We start from the raw sequence: 24,585 nt of genomic DNA, 5'->3' as shown, positions 1-24,585 counted from the left end.
CCTAAAGGATCGGCGGCCCAGCCTGCCACTGCCGGATCGCCTCGAACGGGTGGATCAGCATGATGATGTTCAGTGTCAGATTGTCGCGAATGTGAAGCAGCAACACGGTTTCGAACAAAACGCCGAGCGCGACGGTCGCGGCGATCGGCAGCTTGCGCGCCAACAGGAAGCCGATAACCATCGCGAGCGTGTCCGACACCGAATTGACAATCGTGTCGCCGTAATAGTCGAGAGAGATCGTGCCGGCGCGGTAGCGCTCGATGATCCAGTTGGAGTTTTCGACGAGCTCCCAGCTGCCTTCGATCAGCATCGCGACAATCAGCCGCCCGGGCCAGGCGAGCCGCGGCAGCAGGAGGAAGGTCAGGCCATAGAACAGCAGGCCATGCAGCACATGCGACAGCGTGTACCAATCGGCGATGTGCTGCGAGTTCTCCGAGCTCTGAACCGTACCATGCCAGAGCTTGACATAGCCGCAGGCACAGATCGGCAAACGGCCCATCGCATAAAGCAGCGCCGCCTGCAGCACGAGCAGCGCTGCCGCGATCGCCAGCCAATGCCACGCTGAAACGCCGGTGACAGGCTTGTGCGCGATCGTCATGCGTCGCGCGCCATCAGCAGCGCCGGCCCGTCCGGCGTATCGACCATGCCCATCCTCTGAAAACCCGCCTTCTCATAGGCGCGGATCGCGCGCGCATTGGCCGGATCGGGATCGGTGACGATGCGTGGCGCGCCTTGTGCCAGCCGGTCGTCGACAAAGGCGCGGATCAGCGCCGAGCCGTGGCCACCGGCCATCATGTTGGGCTCGCCGATAAAGAGATCGATCCCGCGCGTGCCCTCGGGCTGGAGCCCGAAGCCGGAATTCCACGCCGTCAGGTCGTAGCACTGGATGTAGCCCAAATCGGACGCATCGGTTGCGACGATGAACTGGTCCATGGCCGGCTCGTGGAGGTCGCCGCTGACCAGCGCATATTGCTCGGCCGGATCGCCCCACCATTCCCGGACATGCGGCAACGCCAGCCACTGCTTGATCTGCGGCAGGTCGGTCGGCGTCATCGGGCGGAAATGATAGGGGCTGGCCATGCTCAGCCGCCGATCGTCTCGATCGTCACGTTCCGGTTGGTGTAGACGCAGATATCGGCGGCGATATCCAGCGCGCGGCGGACGATGGTCTCGGCGTCCTTGTCGGTATCGACCAGCGCGCGGGCTGCGGCGAGGGCGTAATTGCCGCCGGAACCGATCGCCATGACCCCGGACTCGGGCTCCAAAACGTCGCCGGTGCCGGTCAGCACCAGGGAAACGTCCTTGTCGGCCACGATCATCATGGCCTCCAGCCGCCGCAGGTAGCGGTCGGTCCGCCAGTCCTTGGCGAGCTCGACGGCCGCCCGGGTCAGCTGCCCCGGATATTGCTCCAGCTTGCTTTCCAGCCGCTCGAACAGGGTGAAGGCGTCGGCGGTGGCGCCGGCAAAGCCGCCGATCACGTCGCCCTTGCCGATCCGGCGGACCTTCCTGGCATTGGCCTTGATCACGGTCTGGCCGATCGAGACCTGCCCGTCGCCGCCGATCACCACCTTGCCGCCCTTGCGGACCGTGCAGATCGTGGTGCCATGCCAGACCGGCAGCTCATTTGGGGATGCTTGCATAGGTTACCTCTCTTCCGGGCAGATTTAGGCGGTCGGGCAGGGGGTTACAATCGGGGGATTTTGGAGCGTTTTCGAGCGAAGTGGGTACCGGTTCGCGTGAAGGAAACGCGTCACAACTAAATCGACAAGGAATTCCGGTCACCATGGCCGCAAGTTGGGGCGTTTCGAGGTCATCCCGCAGTAGCGAAGGTGACATCAGCCTGTTAAAAGACCGGCGTTTTCGGCACGGGAAAGCTTAATCTTCATGCGCACCGCAACCATCAAGCGCAAGACCAAGGAGACCGACATCGAGGTGACGGTCAACCTCGACGGAGCAGGCGTATCCACGGTTTCGACCGGGATCGGCTTCTTCGACCATATGCTCGACCTCCTGGCCCGGCATTCGCGCATCGACATCACGGTGAAGGCGGATGGCGATCTCCATGTCGATTACCACCACACCACTGAAGACGTCGGGATCGCGCTCGGACAGGCCGTGAAGCAGGCGCTCGGCAACATGGCCGGCATCACCCGCTACGCCTCGATCCACATGCCGATGGACGAGACGCTGTCGCGCGTCGTGATCGACATTTCCGGCCGCCCCGTGCTGGTGTTCAAGGCCGAATTCCCGCGCGACAAGATCGGCGAGTTCGACACCGAGCTGGTGCGCGAGTGGTTCAACGCCTTCGCGATGAACGCCGGCGTGACTCTGCACGTCGAGACCCTATATGGCGAGAATAGCCATCATATCGCCGAATCCTGTTTCAAGGGTCTGGCGAGGGCGCTACGGACGGCAATTGCGATCGATCCGCGTGCCCAGGGCGAAGTGCCCTCGACCAAGGGTCAGCTCGGCGGCTGATCTCTGGAGCATGATCCGGAAGAGTAGATGCCGGTTTTCCGAAAGATCATGCTTTAAACAAGAGTCCATCCTCGGCGGAGCGTTCGATGCCGGTCTATACAGTGCATGCCCCCGTGGCCAACGGCGCCGATCTTGCGGCGGCCGACAAGTTCGTCTTCGTGCGCGACGGCTTCCATTTCTGGGCCGCGGTTGCGGGCGTGATCTGGCTGGCCTGGCATCGGCTCTGGCTCGCGCTGATCGGCTGGCTCGTTCTTACTTTCGTGATCGATTACGCGCTGACGAAGCTTGGCGTCGGCCGCAGCGCGATCTTCTTCGTCGACCTGGTGCTGATGGTGTTGCTCGGGCTCGAAGCGGCGAGCTTGCAACGCTGGACGCTGTCGCGGCGCAAATGGCGCCAGATCGACATCGTCGTGGGCGACGACGTGGAGGCCGCCGAGCGCCGTTTCTTCGCGCGCTGGACCGCGCGGCATCGCGGCGCCGTCAACGACCAGCGGTCGGTTGATCGCGGCGCGCCGCCGCCGACCCGCGACGTTCCGGGTCAGTCATTCTCAAAACCCCCGTCGATGCCGCAGGGCGGCATCATCGGATTGTTTCCAGAGCCAGGAGGATCGCGATGACCGTTGCAATCATCGATTACGGCTCCGGCAATCTGCATTCGGCGGCCAAGGCCTTCGAGCGCGCCGCGCGCAGCATGGAGGATCCGCAAGCCATCAAGGTGACGCGCGATCCCGACGCGGTATATCGCGCCGATCGCATCGTGCTGCCCGGTGTCGGCGCGTTCGCCGATTGCCGCCGCGGCGTCGACGCGGTCGACGGCATGCTGGAAGCGCTCACCGAGGCGGTGCGGGTCAAGGCGCGGCCGTTCTTCGGCATCTGCGTCGGCATGCAGCTGATGGCGACGCGCGGCAAGGAGCATGTGATCACCGAGGGCTTCAACTGGATCGGCGGCGATGTCGAGAAGATCGAGCCGCGCGATGAGAGCCTGAAAGTCCCGCATATGGGCTGGAACACGCTCGACATGGTGCGCGAGCATCCGGTGCTGGAGCGGCTGCCGCTCGGGCCGAAGGGACGTCACGCCTATTTCGTGCACTCCTATCACCTCAACGCCGCCAATGAGGCGGACGTGCTGGCGCGCGCCGACTATGGCGGGCCGGTGACCGCGATCGTCGGCAAGGACACCGCGATCGGCACCCAGTTTCACCCCGAGAAGAGCCAGCGCTTCGGCCTCGCTTTGATCGCCAATTTCTTGAAGTGGAAGCCGTGATTCTCTTTCCAGCGATTGATCTGAAGAATGGCCAGTGCGTGCGCCTCGAGCAGGGCGACATGGCCCGCGCCACCGTGTTCAATCTCGATCCGGCGGCGCAGGCGGCGAGCTTCGCCGCGCAGGGCTTCGAATATCTCCACGTCGTCGATCTCGACGGCGCCTTCGCCGGCAAGCCGATGAATGCGCATGCGGTCGAGGCGATGCTGAAGGCCGTCACCATGCCGGTGCAGCTCGGCGGCGGCATCCGCGACCTCAAGACCATCGCGGCCTGGCTCGACAAGGGCATCACGCGCGTCATCATCGGTACCGCCGCAGTGCGCGATCCCGAGCTGGTGAAGGACGCGGCGAAGACATTCCCAGGTCGCGTCGCCGTGGGCCTCGATGCGCGCGACGGCAAGGTCGCGGTCGAAGGCTGGGCCGAGACCTCGCATGTGACCGCGCTCGAGATCGCGCAGCGCTTCGAGGATGCCGGCGTGGCCGCGATCATCTTCACCGACATCGCCCGCGACGGCCTGCTCAAGGGCCTCAACCTCGACGCCACCATCGCGCTCGCCGACCGCATCTCGATTCCAGTGATTGCCTCCGGCGGCTTTGCCTCGATCGACGACGTCAAGGCGCTGCTGGAGCCGCGTGCGAAGAAGCTGGCCGGTGCGATCGTCGGCCGTGCGCTCTATGACGGACGGCTCGATCCGGCCGCTGCCCTTCAGCTGATCCGCGGCGCGTAGGAGGAGATCATGTTCAAGGTTCGCGTGATCCCCTGCCTCGACGTCAAGGACGGCCGCGTGGTCAAGGGCGTCAACTTCGTCGATCTGCGCGACGCCGGTGATCCGGTCGAGGCCGCGATCGCCTATGACGCCGCCGGCGCCGACGAGCTCACCTTCCTCGACATCACCGCCACCCATGAAAACCGCGGCATCATGCTGGATGTGGTGCGGCGGACGGCGGAGGCCTGCTTCATGCCGCTGACCGTGGGCGGCGGCGTCCGCACCGTCGACGACATCAAGACCCTGCTGCGCTCCGGCGCCGACAAGGTCTCGATCAATTCGGCGGCCGTCAGCCGGCGCGAATTCGTCAAGGAAGCGGCCGAGAAATACGGCGAGCAATGCATCGTGGTCGCGATCGACGCCAAGCGGGTCAAGCGCGCCGGCGGCTCGGACCGCTGGGAGATCTTCACCCATGGTGGACGGAATGCCACCGGGATCGACGCCATCGAATATGCCCAGGAGGTCGTCGCGCTCGGCGCCGGCGAAATCCTGCTGACCTCGATGGACCGGGACGGTACCAGGCAGGGCTTTGACCTGCCGCTGACCCGGGCGATCGCGGACAGTGTCCCCGTACCGGTCATCGCGTCCGGTGGTGTCGGCAATCTCGACCACCTGGTCGACGGCGTCCGCGAGGGTCACGCCACCGGCGTGCTGGCCGCGTCGATCTTCCACTTCGGGGAATTCACCATCCGCCAGGCTAAGGATCACATGGTGCGCGCCGGCCTGCCGATGCGGCTCGATCCCTAGCGTGAGCGTGGTCAGGAAAAGTGGAGACCGGTTTTCCGTGAAGACCACGCTCAAACAGGGAGAGCTGGGACTCCTTGTCACAAAAATGCTAAGTCCCCACCTAAAGGATGGCACCCGTGCGGTGCCGCTGTGCATGCTTGAGTTGAGTTGATGTCGCGTTTCACGGTCCACGATCTGGCCGCCACCATCGACGCCCGCGCTGCAACGGGCGGTGAGGCGTCCTACACCCGCAAGCTGCTCGACAAGGGCGCGGAGCATTGCGCCAAGAAATTGGGCGAGGAAGCGGTCGAGACCGTGATCGCCGCGGTCGAGAATGACCGCGATCACCTCATCGCGGAAAGTGCCGATCTCGTGTTTCACCTGCTGGTTCTGTTGAAATCCTGCGGCGTGAAGCTGGAGGATGTCGAGGCCGCGCTGGAGAAGCGGACCTCGATGTCGGGACTGGAAGAGAAGGCGTCGCGCAAGCGCGACTAGCGCAAATGATCGAGCGCATCGAGAGGGGCGGCCTCATGGACATCCGGGCACCAGATCAGCAGTACAACCCCTACCGCATCTTCACGCGCCAGCAATGGTCGCATCTGCGTGACGATACGCCGATGACGCTCGAGCCGGGCGAGTTCGACCGCCTGCGTTCGATGCACGACCGCCTCGATTTGCAGGAGGTCGAGGACATCTACCTGCCGCTGTCGCGGCTGCTTTCGATCTATGTCGATGCGACCCAGCGGCTGTATTACTCGCAGCGCCAGTTCCTCAACATCCGCGACCGCAAGATGCCCTACATCGTCGGCGTCGCCGGATCCGTCGCGGTCGGCAAGTCGACCACGGCACGCGTGCTGCAGGCGCTGCTGGCGCGCTGGTCGCCGCGGCCGAAGGTCGATCTGATCACGACCGACGGTTTCCTGTTTCCGAATGCCGTGCTCGAGCGGCAGGGCATCATGCAGAAGAAGGGCTTCCCGGAAAGCTATGACCTGCCGACGCTGCTGTCGTTCCTCAGCGACATCAAAGCGGGGCGGCGCCGCGTGCGCGCGCCGGTCTATTCGCATCTGACCTACGACATCGTGCCGAACAAATGGGTCGAGATCGACCAGCCTGACATCCTGATCGTCGAGGGCGTCAACGTGCTGCAGACCGGGCGGCTGCCGCGCGACGGCAAGGCGGTGCCGTTCGTTTCCGACTTCTTCGATTTCTCGGTCTATATCGACGCCGACGAGGCCGTGCTGCGGGAGTGGTACATCAAGCGCTTCCTGGCGCTGCGCGACACCGCGTTCACCGATCCGAGGTCCTACTTCCACCGCTATGCGCCGCTGTCGGACGAGGAAGCAACGGCGACCGCGATCGCGATCTGGGAGCGCACCAACCTCGCCAATCTCGAGGACAACATCCTGCCGACCCGCCCGCGCGCGACGCTGATCCTGAAGAAGGGCGCCGACCACGTGGTGCAATCGGTCGCGCTGCGCCGGCTGTAGTCGGCACCGCATCCCGGCGAACGCGCCACATCACAGCTGTCGTCCCTGCGAAAGCAGGGACCCATAGCCACAGGTGTCTGTGATTCGCAGGGCTGTGGCCCCAGCGGGCGCAAAACTGGCTTCGGTGGTTATGGGTCCCGGCCTTCGCCGGGACGACGCGGAATTTTTCGCTGCTACGCCGCGATATGCCGCGCGGCGGCGAGGCCCGCGAGCGCTTCTTCCAGCTTCTCGCGGTCGAGCGGCTTGATCAGGAAACCGTCCATGCCGGCTTCGAAGCAGGCATAGCGGTCTTCCACCAGCGTATTTGCCGTCAGTGCCAGGATCGGGGTCCGGCGGACGGATTGCGCCGCTTCATGGGCGCGGATCTGCTTGGTGGTCTCGATGCCGTTGAGGCGCGGCATCTGGATGTCCATCAGCACGAGATCATAGGGCGTGCCGGCTGAGGTCGCCGACAGCCAGGACTCCATCGCCTGCTCGCCATTGGTGGTGATGACCACGTTGTGACCGAGCCGGGAGAGCAGCGAGCGCATCAACAGCGCGTTGATCTCGTTGTCTTCGGCAACCAGGATCGACAGCCCCTTGTCCGGCAACACGGATGCTGGCGCAGTGGGCGCGGACTCGGCGGCCGCCTCGATCGCAAGGCTCGGCGCGGCGATTTCCGGCGATGCGGTCAGCCGTGCGGCGAGCGACGACGCACGCAGCGGCTTCACCAGGTAACCGGTGAACATGGCTGACTCGGAGGCCGAAAGGTCCTGCCGCGTCGCCGGCGTGAACATCACGATGCGATGGGTTGCATGGATGCGGGCGGCGTCGGCAAACGCCTCCATCGCCGGCGTGCCGAGCGTGTGGTCGATCAGCACCGCGTGCCAGCTCCGCTCCGGCAGCAGCGCCTCGGCGACATTGGCATCCGATACGATGCAGGTCTGCGCACCCCAGCGCTGCAACCGCCGCGAGATCAGCGAGACCTCGATGCTGTGCGGCGCCACCAGCATGATCGACTGGCCCGTCAAATCGGGCGCGGCGAAGCTGTTGGCCTCGCCGGTATCGGCCGCGACGAGCGGGATCGACACCTCGAAGGTCGAGCCTGCGCCCGGCGTGCTTGCGAGCGTGATGCGGCCGCCCATCCGCTTGACGATGCGGTCGCTGATCGAGAGGCCGAGGCCGGTGCCGCCATAGCTGCGCGCGATCCGATCGTCGGCCTGCTCGAACTCCCGGAAAATACGCTGCTGCGCTTCCGGCGCGATGCCGATGCCGGTGTCGCGAACCAGGAAGCTGATTTCGTTCGGCCAGATGCCGGGCTCGACGATCAGCGCCACGCCACCGGTCGCGGTGAACTTGATGGCGTTGCCGGCGAGATTGAGCAGCACCTGACGCAGCCGCGCGGCGTCGCCGGTCACCTGCATCGGCAGCCGTTCGTCGACATAGGCGGCGATCTCGATGCCCTTGGTCTGCGCGCGCGGCGCCAGCAGCTCGGTGATGTCCTCGATCAGGCCGGACAGCGCGAAGGCGCGGTGTTCGAGATCGATCTTGCCTGCCTCGATCTTGGAATAATCGAGCAGCTCCTCGATCAGCGCGAGCAGCGCGTCGCCGGACGTCTTGACCGCCTTGACGTAGGTCATCTGCTCCGGCGTCAGCTGCGTATCCATCAGCAATCCGCTCATGCCGATGATGCCGTTCAGCGGGGTGCGGATCTCGTGGCTCGCCATCGCAAGGAAGCGCGACTTGGCGCGGTTGGCGGCGTCGGCCTGATCGCGCGCTTCGGCGAGCGCGTGCTCGCTCTCGGTGCGGTCGGTGACGTCGCGGCCGACGCTCTGCATCTCCGCCGGCGCGCCGGCATCGTTGCGCACGAGGCCTTCACGCCAGGCGATCCAGCGCGGCCCGAGCGGTCCCTCGATCTTCTGGTCGTAGACCCGCGTGCCGTTGGATTCGAGCGCGGTGTCGCCTTGTTCAAGCACCTTCAGCGTTGCGGTGCTGCCGATCAATTCGCTGCGGGAAATCTGCGCCAGCTCGCAATAGGCATCGTTGGCATAGGTGATGAGCCCGTTGAGGTCGCGCAGTACGATCAAATCGTCCTGCGCCTCGAACAGGGTGGAGGCGCGCTGCTCGGCCTCCTGCAGTTCCCAGTTGCGGTCGGCCATCGCTTCATTGTGCATGGCGATGGTGCGCAGCCGCTTGCGCATCAGCCGCAGCCGGATGCCGAGCGTCACGATCCAAAGGCAGGCGAGCGCGAACAGGAAGCTGACCCCGATCGCGAATGCATTGGGATCGTAGCCGCTCTGTTGCGAGAGCGCGCCCGAAATGAACCCGAAGGCGCTCCCGAACGCGACGGAGAAGATCGTGAACGAACGGACGATCGTCGCGACCCAGGAATGGCGCCGGAGGAAGCGGCGAAGGCGCAACTTGATCCGGAAGAAACGCCCCATCAATGGTGACCCTGAAACAGCTTGATCTGGCGCTGACGATGCGTCGGCCAGCTTGCAAAGTGCTTGAAATTGGTGGCCATTTCGCGCTGCCCTCAGAACAAGGTTAGCGGGGGGTTAACTCTGCCATGACCCGGTTCGGAACGCGCGCGTCAGGCGCGGGCGATGCGGCTTCGAGGCGGCGGTGTCCGCCGCGGGCGCTGACGATCAGGGCCGCGGCATCGCGCACCGAGAACGTCTTCGACTGCACGAAGACACGGTAGTCGGACGGACCGTCATCATGCGTCAGATAGATGACGGGGCCGGTTGCCGAGGCGTCGCTGGAAATCCCGATCAGCTGCGCCGCCGCGCTGCGCTCGCAGGCGCCGGCCTCGGCATCGTCGATGTCGTCGATCACGGTGAAGTCGGCGGCGTCGGCGCTGTCGGCGATCTGGACCCGAACGGTGGCCTGGCCGGGGTCGTCAGTGAAGCTGACGTGAAGCTGCGCCAGCCAGGGGATCGATGCGATCTGCATCGTGGCGCCACCCACCTCGATGCAGGGCCGCGGGCCCGGCAGGAACTCGGCGCGGGCAAGGACCGCGGCCACGGCAAGGGGGACCACCGAGGTCAAAATCTTCAAACGCAACATGACACAACTCGCTCGACCCAAGCTTGCCGCCGATCGCGGTGCTTATGGTTTGCGGAGCGTAAACAAAACTCGTTACCGCCGCGTTGACGCGGGGCATTGCGGCACGAATCGGGACAGGGCTTCAGTTAGGTCAGGCGGCGCGGCGCAAATCGTCGGCCAATGCACGATAGGACAGCGCTTCGGCGAGGTGCAGCCGGCCGATCGTGTCGGCGCCGTCGAGATCGGCAAGCGTGCGCGCCACCCGCAGCACGCGGTGATAGCCGCGCGCGGTGAGGTGCATGGTGTCGGCGGCCTCGCGCAGCAGCTTCTGTCCATGCGCGTCGGGCTGCGCGATGGTCTCCAGCAGCGAGCTCGGCGCTTCCGCATTGGTGCGGACATGCGGCATGCCGGCCGCCGCATAGCGCGCGAGCTGGATGTCGCGCGCGGCCGCGACGCGGGCGGCAACCTCGGCCGAGCCCTCCGCCGGCGGCGGCAGGATCAGATCGGCCGCGGTCACGGCGGGCACCTCGATCCGCAGATCGATGCGATCCATCAGCGGGCCGGAGATCCGCATCTGGTAGTCGGCGGTGCAGCGGTCGAGCCGGCCGCGCTTGCAGGAATAGCCGGGTTCATAGGCATGGCCGCAGCGGCACGGGTTCATGGCCGCGACCAGCATGAAGCGCGCCGGATAGGTGACGCGGTGGTTGGCCCTGCTCACCGAAACCTCGCCGTTCTCCAGCGGCTGGCGCAGCGAATCCAGCACGCGCGGATCGAACTCCGGCAGTTCGTCGAGGAACAGCACGCCCTGGTGCGCGAGCGAGATCTCGCCGGGCTTGGCGCGCATGCCGCCGCCGGTCAGCGCGGCCATGCTGGCGGAATGATGCGGGCTGCGGAACGGGCGTCGCGCGGTCAAGGCGCCGTCGCGGATCTCGCCGGCAACCGAGGCGATCATCGAGACTTCGAGCAGCTCCGACGGCGACAGCGGCGGCAGGATCGAGGGCAGTCGCGCCGCCAGCATCGATTTGCCGGCGCCGGGCGATCCGATCATCAACAGATGATGACCGCCGGCGGCGGCGATCTCAAGCGCGCGTTTCGCGCTCTCCTGGCCCTTGATGTCGCGCAGGTCCAGAAGCGTTTCCTCGCGCGCCTCGTTCTGGTCTTGCACCTTCGGCTGCGGGCGCGACAGCACCTGCGTGCCCTTGAAGTGGTTGGCGATCTGGATCAGCGAGTGTGCCGCGATGATCTGGATGTCCGGACTGGCCCAGGCGGCTTCCGAGCCGCAGGCGGCCGGGCAGATCAATCCCTCGTCGCGCGAATTGGCGCCGATTGCCGCGGGCAGCACACCCGCCACCGGCGCGAGCGAGCCGTCGAGCCCGAGCTCGCCGAGCACGGTGAAGCCGTTCAGCGCATCCGGCGGGATCGCGCCGATCGCCGCCATCAGGCCGAGCGCGATCGGCAGGTCGTAATGGCTGCCCTCCTTGGGCAGGTCGGCCGGTGCGAGGTTGACGGTGATGCGGCGGGCGGGAAGCGCGAGGCCGGAGGCGATCAGCGCCGAACGCACGCGTTCGCGGGCTTCCGACACCGCCTTGTCGGGCAGGCCGACGATCGCGAACGCCGGCAATCCCGGCGCGACCTGCACCTGCACGTCGACCGCGCGGGCCTCGATCCCCTCGAATGCGACGGTGGAAACGCGTTGGACCATGCTGCCCCTATCTTCCGCAATCGAGGGTAGCGGAACCGGGCGACGAGCGCAAGAACATTACAGGAACATTCGGGTCGGCTGGCTCGGCTCGTCCGGTACCAAGTCACCACGCGGCGCATCCGCTTCGGGCCGGTGCGGAAGCGTTAGGCGTCGCTCGCGATGACGCGCGCTTCGCGCGATCGAACACAGCTCGCGCCGTCGACAACTGCAGGAATCATTCTCAAGAATCATTCCAGCACGACGAGCATCGCGCGCTTATTGTCGCAGCGCGTCGTCGATTTCCTTGCTGTTTCAGCGATCGCACACGGATCGCGCGCGCAGTCTCGATCTATTCCAACTGCCGAGGTCTGTACTCGCGAGCCCCGCGCTGTAGAGCCGGATCACAAATCCATCCAGGCTGATATCAGGGGCGCCTTCGCGTGATCGATCGACTTGCTTCGCATTCCACCTATCAACATCCAGCGCTGCGAACGATCGGTCTATGTACCGCCGCCGTCCTTGCCGCAGGAGTCACGATCGAACGTGCTGACGCGCAATCGGAACTACCGCCGGTGAGCGTGGACGCGCCTCAGCAGCGCGCGATCACTACGAACGCAGAACCGGTTCGTCGTCCGGTGACCGCACGCACGAGCCGCGCCAACCGCGCGGCTCGATCCCAGCAGGCGACGCCGCCAGCGGCGGCACGATCCGGTGCCGGCGCCGGCGAGCGCGCCGGCGGTCCGGTGGTCGGGTTCGTTGCCACGCGTTCGGGCACGGCGACCAAGACCGACACGCCGCTGATCGAAATCCCGCAATCGATCTCGGTCGTCACCACGGAGCAGATCAGGAACCAGGGTGCGGAATCGGTGGGCGCGGCATTGCGCTACACCGCAGGCGTCAGCGGTGACGTGAATGGCGGCTCGGACACCCGCTTCGGCGGTCTGCAGATCCGCGGCTTCGACATGACGATGCCGGGCCTCTATCTCGACGGCTTGTGGCTGCCGAGCAGCAACTATGTGCACTTCCTCGGGCTCGATCCGTACGGGGCCGAGCGCCTCGAGGTCCTGAAGGGGCCGTCCTCGGCGATGTTCGGCGGCAGCGGCACCGGCGGCATCCTCAACTATGTCAGCAAGCTGCCGACCGCGCGCGAGTTCGGGGAAGTGTCGCTGTCCGGCGGCAGCTTCAACCGCTATCAGGGCGAGTTCGATATCGGCGGCCGCGCCAACAAGGAAGGGACGGTGCTGTGGCGCCTGACCGGCGTCGCGCGCGATGGCGAGACCCAGGTCGACTACACCAAGGACAATCGCGTCTTCATCGCGCCCGCCGTCACCGTGAAGCCGAACGAGGACACCACGATCACCTTCCTCGCGAACTACCAGAAGGAACGCACCGGCTGGGGCCTGCAATTCCTGCCGCCGTCAGGCACCGTCTGGGCCAATAACGGCCGCTACATTCCGAACACGCGCTTCGTCGGCGAGCCCGGCTTCAACCAGTTCGACACCGAGCAATCCTCGGTCGGCTACATGCTGTCGCACGACTTCAACGAGGCGCTGACCTTCCGCCAAAACCTGCGCTATTCGTGGATGCACAACGAGCAGAAGAGCTTCTACGGCACCGGCTATGCATCGGCGGCCGACGAAGCCGCGGGCCTATTGTCGCGCGGCGGCGCCGGCGGCAGCTCGACGATCGATTCTTTTGCGGTGGACAACCAGCTGCAGGGCAAGTTTGTCACCGGCATGCTGAGCCACACGACGCTGTTCGGCGTCGATTACCGCAACACCTCGTTCCGCGACATGGCCTCCAGCTACAGCACCGGCAAGCTCAACGTCTTCGCGCCGGTCTATACCAACAGCTGGACGAACAACGGGCCGTATGACGACACCGGCATCAAGCAGTCGCAGGCCGGCCTCTATCTGCAGGACCAGATCAGGCTCGGCCGGCTGTCGTTCCTGCTTGGCGGGCGGCAGGATTTCGTCACCACCGACCTCGACAACAATCTCGCGAAGACGTCGACGTCGACAGACGCCTCGGCATTCACCGGCCGGGCCGCCGTCATGTACAATTTCGACAACGGCATCGCGCCCTATTTCAGCTATTCGGAATCATTCCTGCCGGTGCTGAGCATCAACGCCGCCGGCGAGCTGCTGAAGCCGGAAAGCGGTGTGCAGTACGAAGTCGGCGTCAAATACCAGCCGGTCGGCATCAATGCGCTGATCACGCTGGCCGCCTTCGACCTGACCCGATCCAACGTCGTTACCTACGCCCCGCCGTCCTATTTCGCGGAGCAGACCGGCGAGGTCAGGTCGCGCGGCATCGAGCTCGAAGGCACCGCGACGCTTGTCGAGGGCGTCAATATCCGCGGCGGCTACGCCTATGTCGACGCGGTCGTCACCAAGGATCCCGTCAATGTCGGCAAGGCACCGACCACGGTCCCGCTCAACCGCTTCTCGCTGTGGGGCGATTACACCGTTCAGGGTGGCCCGCTCGCCGGCGTCCAGTTCGGGGCCGGCGTCCGCTATGTCGGATCGACGTTCGGCGACGACGCCAACACCTTCAAGGTGGGGGCATCGACGGTCGTCGATGCGCTCGTCGCCTATACCAGGGACAATTATCGCCTCTCGCTCAACGTCACCAACCTCGCCGACAAGCGCTACGTGGCAGCCTGCTACGGCAACACCAGCTGCTTCTACGCGGAGGGTCGCAAGGCGATCGCGAAGCTGACCTATCGCTGGTGATCACCCCGAACAACCTGCTGAAATCCCCATGAGACCCATCTTCGGACGACTGCATCGCTGGGCGGGTCTTCTCACCGCGGCCTTCCTGTTCTTCTCGGGCGTCACCGGCGCGATCATCTCGTGGGACCATGAGATCGACGATGTGCTCAACAGGAAGCTGTTCGAGGTGACGAGCTCCGGACCGGCGATCCCGTCGGTCGAACTCGCCCGGCTGATCGAGCAGCGCGATCATCGCGCCCGCGTCGTCCACATGTTCATGACCGCGGAGAAAGGCGAGTCGCTGTGGTTCTTCGTGCTGCCGCGGATCGATCCGGCGACCGGCAAACGTTACACGCTCGACTACAACCAGGTCTTCCTGGATCCCAACACCGGCGCCGAGCTCGGACGCCGCTATTGGGGCGCGGTCTGGCCGGTGACCCGCGAAAACTTCGTCTCGTTCCTCTACAAACTGCACTACACGATGCATATCCCCGAATTCTGGGGCAGCGATCGCTGGGGCATGCGCTTCCTCGGCATCATCGCCGTCATCTGGACGATCGATTGTTTCGTCGGCTTTTACCTGACCCTGCCGTCGCGGCGGCGCGCAAGGGCGGAGCGGGCGTCGGCGATATCGGGCCCGCGCGGCAAGGGTTTCTGGACCCGCTGGGCGCCGGCCTGGAAGATCAAGACCTCAGGCAGCGCCTATCGAATCAATTTCGACATTCATCGTGCCTTCAGCCTGTGGACCTGGGCCTTGCTGTTCGTGATTGCATTCACGGCATTCTCGCTGAACCTCTATTTCGAGGTGTTCTCGCCGCTAATGAAGACCGTGTCCAACTACACGCCGACACCCTACGAGCAGCGGCCATACCGTCATCTCGACGATCCGATCGAGCCAAGGATGACCTATGCGGAGATCGCCGCGCGGGCCGCGGCCGACGGCAAGGCGCGCGGCTGGACCACGCCGATCGGTTCGATCAATTATGGTCCGGCCCACGGCGTCTATGCGGTCGCATTCTTCGAGCCGGGCGACGAACATGGCGCCGCTGGCGTCGGGCCGGCGCAGCTTTACTACGACAGCGAGGACGGCCGTCCGCTCGGCGAGCGGCTGCCATGGGTCGGCACCGCGGCCGACGTGTTCGCGCAGATGCAGTTTCCATTGCATTCCGGCCGGATCGCCGGCTTGCCCGGGCGCATCCTGATCTCGCTGATGGGATTGGTGGTTGCGGCGCTGTCGGCGACGGGCGTCGTGATCTGGTGGCGCAAACGTCGTGCGCGGATTGGCGCGCGAGAGACGATGCGCACACGCCCCGAGAGCCGCCTTGCGCCGGCGGAATAGGCCGGACACCCCGTGGGCTCCTTGCACCGGATGACAAATGCATTCGGGAGCGGCGGCGGCCGCTCCCGAGGTAGTCCGTCTTCGCAATCAGTCCGTCACAGGTTCATCTGCATCGGCTCTGGATAGTAGTGGAAGCCTTCGCCGACCTTGGCGACGTGGCCGTAGCCCGGCCAGGCGAAGTGATAGGACATCACGGCCGTCTTGTTCGCGGCCAGCATCTCCAGCAGCTTGACCCGCGAGTTCGCCGCCTGCTTCGGATCGGTGTCGTAGGAGAACTCCATCCGCGGACGCTCCAGCAGCAGCACCGCGTGATGCGAGAGGTCGCCGAGGAACGCGAAGGATTTGCCGCCCGAGCTCACCATGAAGATGGTGTGGCCCACGGTGTGGCCGGGCGCTGCGATTGCCGTCACGCCGGGCAGGAATTCCTGGCCGTCCTTGAAGAACACGATGCGGTCGCGCACCGGCAGCAGGTTCTTGCGGGCATGCACGATGAAATCCTTCAACGGGCTGCCCATCTTGCCTTCGTCGGTCCAGAACTCGAGATCGCTCTGCGCGATGTAGTATTGCGCATTCGGAAACAGCGGCTTGTCGTCGGCACCGACAATGCCGCCGATATGATCGATATGCGCGTGCGACAGCACGACGGCGTCGATGTCTTCCGGCTTGATGCCGGCTTCCTTCATGCTCTTCTGCTGTCGGCCGGTGGTCTTGCCGAACAGTTGCGAGGTGCCCATGCCGGTATCGAACAGGATCAATTTGTCGCCGGTGTTGACGATCGGCGAGTTCTGCTCGAGCACGACATTGTCGGGCGAGAGGAAGTTGTCGGAGAGCATCTTCTTCACCTCCTCCTTCGGCACACCGGTGAAAGTGCCGGAGGGATCGCCGAGCGGAAGCGGCCCGTCGGATACGACGGTCACTTCGGCTTCGCCGAGCATGAAGCGGTGCCAGTAGGGTGTCTGCGTGCCGAGCTTCGGCGCGCGTGCCTGTGCGGTGCCCCCGAGCAGGGTGCTGGCGCCGAGACCGGCACCGAGCGCGAGCAAGGATCGTCGTGAGACATTGAGCGTCATAACGTCTTCCTCCACATTTTTTATGATATTTCGCGTTGTTGCCCGCGCGTTGACCCGCCGCTTGACCTGACGCAGGCGAGCGGATGCTGCCCTCGCCCGCGCAAGCTGGCAAGAAGAATAAGGAGAACGCATGCGCGATCGAATGCTGGCTAAATTTCAGCCGGCTGTGCGGCGCACAAGGGAGGGTTATCTGGCGGCGCGCTTCTTCTCGATGGTATCCCAGATCATCGCCGCGACGTCGGGGCCATTGAGCCGTTGGATTGCGCGGATGCCGGTCGGCGAAGTGACGTTGATCTCGGTCAAATTGCCGTCGATCACGTCGAGGCCGACGAACATCAGACCAAGTTCGCGCAACGAGGGCCCAACGGTGGCGCAGATTTCGCGCTCGCGATCCGAGAGCTCGGTCGCCTTGGCCGCGCCGCCGCGCACCATGTTGGAGCGCAGATCGTCCGCCGCCGGCACGCGGTTGACGGCGCCGGCGAACTCGCCGTCGACCAGGATGATGCGCTTGTCGCCATGCTTCACCTCGGGGAGGAAGCGCTGGATCACCCAGGGCTCCTTGAACGTGACGGAGAACATGTCGAACAGCGAGCCGAAGTTCATGTCCTGCGGCATCACGCGGAACACGGCGGCGCCGCCATGGCCGTGCAACGGCTTCATGACGACGGCGCCATGCTGGTCGCGGAATGCGTTGATCTCGTCGAGATCGCGCGAGATCAGGGTTGGCGGCATCAGCTGCGGGAAGTTCATCACGAACAGCTTTTCCGGCGCGTTGCGCACGCTGGCCGGGTCGTTGACGACCAAGGTCTTCGGATGGATGCGCTCGAGCAAATGGGTCGAGGTGATGTAGGCGAGGTCGAACGGCGGATCCTGGCGCAGCAGCACGACGTCGAAGCCGTTGAGCGGCTCGCGCTTCGGCTCGCCCAGCGTGAAGTGATTGCCGACCTCGTCGCGCACGGTGAGAGGTTGCACCGGCGCCACCAGCTCCTCGCCGCGCAGCGACAGCTTGTCGGGCGTGTAGTAGGAAATGCCGTGGCCGCGCTTTTGCGCCTCGAGCAGCAGCGCAAACGTCGAATCGCCGCGGATATTGATGCGCGCGATGGGATCCATCTGGACGGCGATCTTCAATTTCATAAGCGTGTCCCGCGAGGTCTTGAGGTTAATTAGGGCTGGCGTCGAATGCCGCTAACAGATGGCGCGGCAGGCTCTTCGGCGCAATCAGCACGGCGTCGAATCTGAGATCAAATTCGGCATGTTCGGGATGCGCCATCAGCCAGGCCTGGGCGGCATTGATGATGCGCAGCTGCTGCCGTGGCGTCACCGCATAGGCGGCGTCGTCGAGGCTGGCACGGGCCTTGACCTCGACGAAGGCCAGCAAGTTGCGCCGGCGCACCACCAGGTCGATCTCGCCGAAGGGGGTACGGAAGCGTCGTGCCAGGATGCGATAGCCCTTGGCGATCAGAAGGGCTGCGGCGCGGCTCTCGGCCGAGATGCCGGTCCGGAACGCCGCGACGCGCTCCGGCGAGGCGCTGTCAGTCTTCGCCATTTCCGTCCCCGGTGGTCTTCGCAAGCTCGAGGGCGCGGGCATAGACCTCGCGGCGCGGTCGGCCCGACAGCTCGACCGCATGGGCGACCGCATCCTTGACGCTGCCGCGGGCGAGCTGCGCCCGCAGCAGATCGTCAAGTTTATCCTGGTCCATCACCCCGGCATCATCGGCCGGCGGTCCGATGACCAGCACGAACTCGCCGCGTGTTTCCAGCGCGTCCGCGCTTGCCGCCAGCTCGGCGACCGGCGCGCGCGTGATCTGCTCGTGCAGCTTGGTCAGCTCGCGGCAGATCGCGGCATCGCGGCCGGCCATGATCGCAGCGAGATCGCGCAGCGTGTCCTGTACGCGATTGCCCGATTCGAACATCACGAGCGTCGAATCGACCCTCGCCAGCTCGTTGAGCCGTGCCCGGCGCGCGTGCTCCTTCGCGGGCAAAAATCCCTCGAAGAAAAACCGGTCGGTCGGCAGGGCCGCGACCGACAGCGCCGTCAGCACCGACGATGGCCCCGGCACCGCGATGACGGCATGCCCGGCGGCGCAGACGTCGCGCACCAGCTTGAAGCCGGGATCGGAGATCAGCGGCGTGCCGGCGTCCGAGACCAGCGCGATCGCGGCGCCCTGCGCCAGCCGCTCCAGAATTTTGGGACGGGCCTGGACCGCGTTGTGCTCGTGGTAGAGCGCGAGCTCGGCGGCGATCGCGTAACGCTCGGTCAGCCGGCGGGTGATCCTTGTGTCCTCGCAGGCGATGACGTCGACACCGGCCAGCGTCTCCAGCGCGCGCAGGGTGATGTCGGCGAGATTTCCGATTGGGGTCGCGACCAGATGGAGCCCGGGTGCGGCCCTTGGCGCGGCCAATTGCTGGCCGCCGATCGAAAAGGTTCTGGCCGCAGCGCCTGTCGTGGCATCCGAATGGTGGAGGGAACTGGCTTTTGCGCGCATAATGCCAATCTAGAGCGTTTTCGAGCGAAGTGGGTACCGGTTCGCGTGAAGAAAACGCGTCAAACCGAGAATCTAGAGCCCCGTTCCGATTCAATCGGAACGGGATAAGCTCTAGAGGGATGGCAGCGCTTGCGCCACATCCGCAAACGGCGGTGACGGAACGCGGCCTGACGGGGGAAATGGAGGCCGCGGCAAGGGCGCCGCGGGGCCATAATCCTTTTGTTTTAGTTAACTATTCGCCGAGAATATGCCTGAATCCACCCGCCTCATCAGAGCCGGATGGAGTCCTGGCTGATCACGGTCGGCCAAGAGAAGAGAGACGATGGAAGGCCCGCATCACCGCAAGTCCCCGCCGTCGGGCACCACCCGGCGGACCGCGCTCGGCCTCCTCGTGGGCGCGCCGCTGCTGACGGCCTGTTCCGGCGTGCAGCAAAGCTTGAGCCAGTTTTCCAGCCCGCTCGGCGGCAACCAGGAAGGCGGTCCCGCCGGCCCGCAGCAGCAGCCGCAGGCGGTCGGCACCGGGCAGGTCAAGATCGGGCTGATCCTGCCGCTGTCGGCGTCCGGCAATGCCGGGCTTGCCGCCCAGTCGATGCGGAACGCGGCCGAAATGGCGCTGGCGGAATTTCAGAACCCGAACATCCAGCTCCTGATCAAGGACGATGGCGGCAGCCCGCAGGGCGCATCGCAGGGTGCCCAGCAGGCACTGTCCGAAGGCGCCGAGATCATTCTGGGACCGCTGTTCGCAGGCTCGGTGCCGGCCGTCGCGCAACTGACGCGGCCGCGCGGAACCTCGGTGATCGCGTTCTCCACCGATTCGAGCGTGGCCGGGCGCGGCGTCTATCTGCTGAGCTTCCTGCCGGAATCCGACATCAATCGCATCGTCGACTATTCCGCCGGGATCGGAAAGCGCTCGTTCGCCGCGATGGTGCCTGATAACGCCTATGGCAACGTGGTCGAGGCCGCGTTCAAGCAGGCGGTCGGCCGCAAGAACGGCCGCGTCGTCGCATTCGAGAAATATGGCGCCGATCGCGCGACGCCGGCGCGAACCGTGGCGCAGGCGCTCGGCCAGGCCGATGCGCTGCTGATCGCCGACGATGGTGATTCGGTCGTCGCGACCGCCGATGCCTTGACCGCGGCGGGCGCCAATCTGCGCAACATCCAGCTGCTCGGCACCGGGCTGTGGGACAATCCGCGGGCCTTCGCGAGCCCCGTCTTGCAGGGCGGCCTCTACGCCGCGCCCGATCCGTCCGGCTTCCGCAGCTTCGCCGGCCGCTACCGCAGCAAATATGGCGGCGAGCCGGTGCGCACTGCAACGCTTGCCTATGATGCGGTGGCGCTGATGGCGGCGCTCGCGCGCACGCAAGGCGCGCAGCGCTTTGCGCCGGAGACGCTGACCAATCCATCCGGCTTCGCCGGTATCGACGGTCTGTTCCGCTTCCGCTCCGACGGCACCAATGAGCGCGGCCTTGCGGTCATGAAGGTGGCTTCGGGCGGCGCTACTGCGGTTGCAGGTTCGCCGAAGAGTTTTGGGGCTTAATTTTCGTCAGGCGGCGGCCTGAAATCGCGCTAAAGCACCCGCCAGCTACTGTGCATGGGGTTGTTTTCGATATTTTGGCGCCGTGCAGCTAGGCCGCGAGATCCGCGACGACGGCGTCGAGCACCGGGAATCCCGACTTGGTCACGCGCAGCCGTCCGTCGGCATCGACGGCGATCGCGCCTTCCTCGCGCAGCATCGCGATCCGGTGCGGATCGAGCTGGCGGCCGGAGAGCTTCGCATAGCGCTTTGGATCGATCCCCTCGGCGAGCCGCAGCCCCATCAAGAGAAACTCGTCGGCGCGTTCTTCGCTGTTGAGGCTGTCATCGCTGACGACGCCATGGCCGCGCTCCTCGACGTTCAACAGCCAGGCCTCGGGGCGCCGCTCGGTTGCGGTCGCGTGCCTGACGCCATCGATGTCGAGCCTTCCATGTGCACCGGGGCCGATGCCGGCATATTCCTCACCGCGCCAGTAGACGAGGTTGTGCTTGCACTCGGCGCCGGCGCGGGCGTGATTGGAGATCTCGTAGGCCGGCAATCCCTCGCGGGCACAGACCTCCTGTGTCACGTCGTAGAGCGCGCGCGCGGTCGCTTCGTCCGGCGTCTGCAATTTGCCGGCGGCATGCAGCCCGAAGAACGGCGTGCCTTCCTCGATCGTGAGCTGATAGAGCGACAGATGCTCGGCCGCTTCCGAGATCGCCTGCTTCAGTTCATCGGCCCACATCCGCGGCGTCTGGTCGGGGCGGGCATAGATCAGATCGAACGAGTAACGGTCGAATGCAGAGCGCGCGATCGCGACCGCGTCGAGCGCCTCGCGCGCGGTGTGCAGGCGGCCCAGTGCCTTCAGCGAGGCGTCATCGAGCGCCTGCACGCCGAGCGAGACGCGGTTGACGCCGGCTGCGCGATAGCCGCGAAAGCGCGTCGCCTCGACGCTGGTCGGATTGGCCTCGAGCGTGACCTCGACATCGCGCGAGACCTGCCAGTGCTTGCCGATGGCATCGAGCACGGCACCGACGGTTTGCGGCTGCATCAATGACGGCGTGCCGCCGCCGAGGAAGATCGAGGACACCTGACGCCCCGGCACGCGCGCGGCCGTCGTCTCGATCTCGCGGGCGAACGCGCGCACGAAGCGCTCCTCGTCGACCGGTGCATGCCGCACGTGGCTGTTGAAATCACAATACGGGCATTTCGAAAGGCAGAACGGCCAGTGCACGTAGACGCCGAAGGCTTCTCGGTCAGCGTGGCTCAAGGCAGATCTCCGCGAGCTTCACGAAGGCGCGGGCGCGATGCGATAGGCCGAGCCCGAGCGGCGGCAGGCCGTGCTTCTCGATGCTGCTCATCTCGCCGAAGGTCCGTGTGTAGCCGTCGGGCAGGAAGGCCGGATCATAGCCGAAGCCGGCACTGCCACGCGGCGGCCAGACCAGGGTTCCATCGACGCGGGCCTCGACCTCCTCGAGATGGTCGTCGGGCCAGGCCACGCACAACGCCGAGACGAAGTGCGCCTTGCGCCGGTCCGGTGCGGTGGCGCCGCGTTCCTGCAGCAGCCGCTCGATCCGCGTCATCGCCGCCATGAAATCCTTGCCCTCGCCGGCCCAGCGCGCCGAGTAGATCCCGGGCGCGCCGTCGAGCGCGTCGACCACGATGCCGGAATCGTCGGCGAAGGCGGGCAGTCCGGTCGCCTTCGCTGCCGCGATCGCCTTGATCGCCGCGTTGGCGCGAAAACTGTCGCCGGTCTCCTCGGGCTCGGCGAGGTCAAGCTCGCCCGCCGACACCACCTCCACGCCGTGCGGCGCCAGCAGTTCCCGCATCTCGGCAAGCTTGCCGGGATTATGGGTGGCGATGACGAGCCTTCCGGTGATTCGGCGGTGCATGACCAATCTGACTACGCCACCGCGATCTTTTGCAAGTCGACCAGACGCGCGACACCTTTGCGCGCCAGGGCCATCAGCGCCAGAAACTCGCCTTCCGAGAACGGCGTCTTCTCGGCGGTACCCTGCACCTCGATGATCCGGCCGTCACCGGTCATGACGAAATTGGCGTCGGTGTCGGCTTCGGAATCCTCGGCATAGTCGAGATCGAGCACCGGCGTGCCCTGGTAGATGCCGCAGGAGATCGCCGCCACGTTGTCGCGCAACACATTGGTCTTCAGCATGTTGCGGGTCTTCATCCAGTTGATGCAGTCGGCCAGCGCCACCCAGGCACCGGTGATCGAGGCGGTGCGGGTGCCGCCGTCGGCCTGGATGACGTCGCAATCGACCGTGATCTGGCGCTCGCCGAGCGCCTCGAGATCGACAGCCGCGCGCAGCGAGCGGCCGATCAGCCGCTGGATCTCGACCGTCCGGCCGCCCTGCTTGCCGGCCGAGGCCTCGCGGCGGGTGCGTTCCAGGGTGGCACGCGGCAGCATGCCGTATTCGGCAGTGACCCAGCCGCGGCCCTGGCCCTTCAGCCACGGCGGCAACCGCTCTTCCAGCGTGGCGGTCACCAGCACATGGGTGTCGCCGAACTTCACCATGCAGGAACCCTCGGCATATTTGACGACGCCGCGTTCCAGCGACACGGGACGCAGTTCATCGGGTGCACGGCGGCTTGGCCGCATGAAATCCTCCAGAAATCCGAGAAAATTGGCTGGCCGTGCTTGTAGGAGGGGGAAGGGGCAGCGGCAAGGGTTTTCGGCCCCGGTATGGTCCGGTACGAGGGGGCCGAATGCATGCTTGTCATCGGCCTCCCGGATCGACAAATTATGCAGTAATTGTGAGGGACTGGAGTGTGACTCACCACGATCCGATCGGCCTGATCGCGCCGCATGCCGGGCTCGCCCAGCTCAACGAGCGTTCGCGCGACATTTTTCGTCAAATCGTCGAAAGCTATCTCGCGACCGGCGAGCCGGTCGGTTCGCGCAACATTTCGCGCCTGATCGCATTACCGCTGTCGCCGGCCTCGGTCCGCAATGTGATGTCGGATCTCGAGCAGCTCGGCCTGATCTATGCGCCGCACACCTCCGCCGGACGGTTACCGACCGAACTCGGGCTGCGCTTCTTCGTCGATGCGCTGATGCAGGTCGGCGACCTCACCGAGGCCGAGCGTCAATCGATCCAGACCCAGCTTGCGGCCGTCGGCCGCGCGCAATCCGTCGAGGCCGCGCTTGGCGAAGCCCTGACGCGGCTGTCGGGACTGACCCGTGCCGCGGCGGTGGTGCTGACGCAAAAGTCGAATGCGCGGCTGAAGCACATCGAGTTCGTCCGGCTGGAGCCGGAGAAGGCGCTGGTCGTGCTGGTCGGCGAAGACGGCCAGGTCGAAAACCGCGTGCTGGCGCTGCCGCCGGGTGTTCCATCCTCGGCCCTGACCGAGGCGACCAACTTCCTCAATGCGCGGATCCGCGGCCGGACGCTGGCTGAAGCGCGGCTCGAGCTCGAGACGGCATTGACACAAAACCGCGCCGAGCTCGATCAGCTCACGCAAAAGGTGGTCGCGGCCGGCATCGCGAGCTGGTCCGGCGGCGAGAACGAGGACCGTCAGCTGATCGTGCGCGGTCACGCCAATCTGCTCGAGGACCTGCATGCGCTCGACGATCTCGAGCGCATCAAATCGCTGTTCGACGATCTCGAAACCAAGCGCGGCGTGATCGATCTGCTCGGCCGCGCCGAACGCGGCGAGGGCGTGCGGATCTTCATCGGCTCGGAGAACAAGCTGTTTTCGCTGTCGGGTTCCTCGACCATCATCGCGCCCTACGGCGATGCCCAGGGCCGGATCGTGGGCGTCCTCGGCGTGATCGGACCGACGCGGCTGAACTACGCGCGGGTGATCCCGACCGTCGATTATGCCGCGCGCATCGTCAGCAAGATGCTGGGCGGCTGACCGGAGGGCGATTTCGCTTTCATTTGACGGGTTTTCTTTACCCAAGCCGGAGATCCCAGTTCCCGAGACCGGTATGTTGCGCTTGATTTTCGCCGCCCAAAGCACGATATCCCGGCAAGCAATCCCCAAGATTTGAACCGACGCGAGTTTTCGAGAAGGCAAG

Annotated in this window: 24 protein-coding genes; 11 read left to right on the top strand and 13 right to left on the bottom strand. The window is 65.5% G+C overall.

Going from position 1 to position 24,585, the window contains the following annotated elements:
* Position 1: 1 nt before the first annotated feature.
* The 3 genes from ACVWYP_RS05180 to hslV are packed head-to-tail and all read right to left on the bottom strand — an operon-like array spanning position 2 to position 1,640.
* Positions 2–598, bottom strand: a complete 597-nt coding sequence (locus tag ACVWYP_RS05180; protein WP_028341987.1) for a DUF2585 domain-containing protein — start codon at positions 596–598, stop codon at positions 2–4.
* On the bottom strand, positions 595–1,080 hold the full coding sequence (locus ACVWYP_RS05175) for a GNAT family N-acetyltransferase (RefSeq protein ID WP_304497972.1): 486 nt from the start codon (positions 1,078–1,080) through the stop codon (positions 595–597). Before ACVWYP_RS05175 ends, ACVWYP_RS05180 begins: the two co-directional genes overlap by 4 nt.
* 2 nt (positions 1,081–1,082) lie before the next feature.
* Positions 1,083–1,640 carry an ATP-dependent protease subunit HslV gene (hslV, locus tag ACVWYP_RS05170; RefSeq protein WP_028335798.1) on the bottom strand — a complete coding sequence of 186 codons (558 nt, stop codon included), beginning with the start codon at positions 1,638–1,640 and terminating at the stop codon, positions 1,083–1,085.
* Between the two features lie 244 nt (positions 1,641–1,884).
* Here hslV and hisB point away from each other — a divergent pair, with 244 nt between their 5' ends.
* From hisB to coaA, 7 genes are all read left to right on the top strand, one after another.
* Positions 1,885–2,478, top strand: coding sequence for an imidazoleglycerol-phosphate dehydratase HisB (gene hisB, locus ACVWYP_RS05165; RefSeq protein WP_016841476.1), 594 nt, complete (start codon positions 1,885–1,887; stop codon positions 2,476–2,478).
* A gap of 86 nt (positions 2,479–2,564) precedes the next feature.
* The gene (locus tag ACVWYP_RS05160) at positions 2,565–3,095 is read left to right on the top strand and encodes a DUF2628 domain-containing protein (RefSeq protein ID WP_304497971.1); all 531 of its coding nucleotides are present in this window, start codon (positions 2,565–2,567) and stop codon (positions 3,093–3,095) included.
* Entirely contained in the window at positions 3,092–3,742 is a 651-nt protein-coding gene (gene hisH, locus ACVWYP_RS05155; RefSeq protein ID WP_028341984.1) for an imidazole glycerol phosphate synthase subunit HisH, read from the top strand. The genes ACVWYP_RS05160 and hisH overlap by 4 nt, the downstream gene beginning before the upstream one ends.
* A complete protein-coding gene (hisA, locus tag ACVWYP_RS05150) occupies positions 3,739–4,467 on the top strand; it encodes a 1-(5-phosphoribosyl)-5-[(5-phosphoribosylamino)methylideneamino]imidazole-4-carboxamide isomerase (RefSeq protein WP_304497970.1) in 729 nt (242 codons plus the stop codon). Before hisH ends, hisA begins: the two co-directional genes overlap by 4 nt.
* 9 nt (positions 4,468–4,476) lie before the next feature.
* Positions 4,477–5,253 (top strand): imidazole glycerol phosphate synthase subunit HisF, encoded by a 777-nt coding sequence (hisF, locus tag ACVWYP_RS05145; RefSeq protein WP_028335794.1) that lies wholly within the window; start codon positions 4,477–4,479, stop codon positions 5,251–5,253.
* Positions 5,254–5,403: 150 nt separating this feature from the next.
* On the top strand, positions 5,404–5,727 hold the full coding sequence (locus ACVWYP_RS05140) for a phosphoribosyl-ATP diphosphatase (RefSeq protein WP_304497969.1): 324 nt from the start codon (positions 5,404–5,406) through the stop codon (positions 5,725–5,727).
* Positions 5,728–5,762: 35 nt separating this feature from the next.
* A complete protein-coding gene (coaA, locus tag ACVWYP_RS05135) occupies positions 5,763–6,719 on the top strand; it encodes a type I pantothenate kinase (protein ID WP_026192056.1) in 957 nt (318 codons plus the stop codon).
* 173 nt (positions 6,720–6,892) lie between these two features.
* Here coaA and ACVWYP_RS05130 read toward each other — a convergent pair whose 3' ends face one another.
* The 3 genes from ACVWYP_RS05130 to ACVWYP_RS05120 form a co-directional block, all read right to left on the bottom strand.
* On the bottom strand, positions 6,893–9,142 hold the full coding sequence (locus ACVWYP_RS05130; RefSeq protein ID WP_304497968.1) for a PAS domain-containing hybrid sensor histidine kinase/response regulator: 2,250 nt from the start codon (positions 9,140–9,142) through the stop codon (positions 6,893–6,895).
* A 103-nt stretch (positions 9,143–9,245) separates the two neighbouring features.
* Positions 9,246–9,767, bottom strand: a complete 522-nt coding sequence (locus ACVWYP_RS05125; RefSeq protein ID WP_304497967.1) for a hypothetical protein — start codon at positions 9,765–9,767, stop codon at positions 9,246–9,248.
* A gap of 130 nt (positions 9,768–9,897) precedes the next feature.
* Positions 9,898–11,448: a YifB family Mg chelatase-like AAA ATPase gene (locus ACVWYP_RS05120; RefSeq protein ID WP_304497966.1), complete on the bottom strand. Its 1,551-nt coding sequence runs from the start codon at positions 11,446–11,448 to the stop codon at positions 9,898–9,900.
* A 722-nt stretch (positions 11,449–12,170) separates the two neighbouring features.
* Here ACVWYP_RS05120 and ACVWYP_RS05115 point away from each other — a divergent pair.
* A complete protein-coding gene (locus ACVWYP_RS05115; protein ID WP_304500439.1) occupies positions 12,171–14,162 on the top strand; it encodes a TonB-dependent siderophore receptor in 1,992 nt (663 codons plus the stop codon).
* Positions 14,163–14,190: 28 nt separating this feature from the next.
* Complete coding sequence (fsrB, locus tag ACVWYP_RS05110; protein ID WP_304497965.1) at positions 14,191–15,480, top strand: siderophore utilization protein FsrB; 1,290 nt, start codon at positions 14,191–14,193, stop codon at positions 15,478–15,480.
* Positions 15,481–15,575: 95 nt separating this feature from the next.
* Here fsrB and ACVWYP_RS05105 read toward each other — a convergent pair whose 3' ends face one another.
* From ACVWYP_RS05105 to rsmI, 4 genes are all read right to left on the bottom strand, one after another.
* A complete protein-coding gene (locus ACVWYP_RS05105; RefSeq protein WP_028341770.1) occupies positions 15,576–16,547 on the bottom strand; it encodes an MBL fold metallo-hydrolase in 972 nt (323 codons plus the stop codon).
* 186 nt (positions 16,548–16,733) lie between these two features.
* Complete coding sequence (gshB, locus tag ACVWYP_RS05100) at positions 16,734–17,681, bottom strand: glutathione synthase (protein WP_304497964.1); 948 nt, start codon at positions 17,679–17,681, stop codon at positions 16,734–16,736.
* Positions 17,682–17,706: 25 nt separating this feature from the next.
* Positions 17,707–18,093 (bottom strand): YraN family protein, encoded by a 387-nt coding sequence (locus ACVWYP_RS05095; RefSeq protein WP_038382707.1) that lies wholly within the window; start codon positions 18,091–18,093, stop codon positions 17,707–17,709.
* Positions 18,080–19,033, bottom strand: coding sequence for a 16S rRNA (cytidine(1402)-2'-O)-methyltransferase (gene rsmI, locus ACVWYP_RS05090; RefSeq protein ID WP_304497963.1), 954 nt, complete (start codon positions 19,031–19,033; stop codon positions 18,080–18,082). Before rsmI ends, ACVWYP_RS05095 begins: the two co-directional genes overlap by 14 nt.
* Before the next feature lie 322 nt (positions 19,034–19,355).
* On the opposite strand from rsmI, the gene ACVWYP_RS05085 reads away from it, so the two are divergent.
* Positions 19,356–20,570, top strand: a complete 1,215-nt coding sequence (locus ACVWYP_RS05085) for a penicillin-binding protein activator (protein ID WP_304497962.1) — start codon at positions 19,356–19,358, stop codon at positions 20,568–20,570.
* Positions 20,571–20,658: 88 nt separating this feature from the next.
* On the opposite strand, the gene hemW is transcribed toward ACVWYP_RS05085, so the two are convergent.
* From hemW to rph, 3 genes are read right to left on the bottom strand one after another with little or no spacing between them, the layout of a single operon-like run.
* Entirely contained in the window at positions 20,659–21,816 is a 1,158-nt protein-coding gene (gene hemW / locus ACVWYP_RS05080; RefSeq protein WP_304497961.1) for a radical SAM family heme chaperone HemW, read from the bottom strand.
* Complete coding sequence (rdgB, locus tag ACVWYP_RS05075) at positions 21,803–22,438, bottom strand: RdgB/HAM1 family non-canonical purine NTP pyrophosphatase (RefSeq protein ID WP_304497960.1); 636 nt, start codon at positions 22,436–22,438, stop codon at positions 21,803–21,805. The genes hemW and rdgB overlap by 14 nt, the downstream gene beginning before the upstream one ends.
* Positions 22,439–22,449: 11 nt before the next feature.
* Positions 22,450–23,163 (bottom strand): ribonuclease PH, encoded by a 714-nt coding sequence (gene rph, locus ACVWYP_RS05070; RefSeq protein WP_016841497.1) that lies wholly within the window; start codon positions 23,161–23,163, stop codon positions 22,450–22,452.
* A 170-nt stretch (positions 23,164–23,333) separates the two neighbouring features.
* Here rph and hrcA point away from each other — a divergent pair, with 170 nt between their 5' ends.
* Positions 23,334–24,422, top strand: coding sequence for a heat-inducible transcriptional repressor HrcA (gene hrcA / locus ACVWYP_RS05065; RefSeq protein ID WP_016841498.1), 1,089 nt, complete (start codon positions 23,334–23,336; stop codon positions 24,420–24,422).
* The last annotated feature ends 163 nt before the right edge of the window (positions 24,423–24,585 follow it).

It is taken from the genome of Bradyrhizobium sp. USDA 3262 (assembly GCF_054060035.1).
This window is presented reverse-complemented; position numbering and strand designations above follow the sequence as displayed.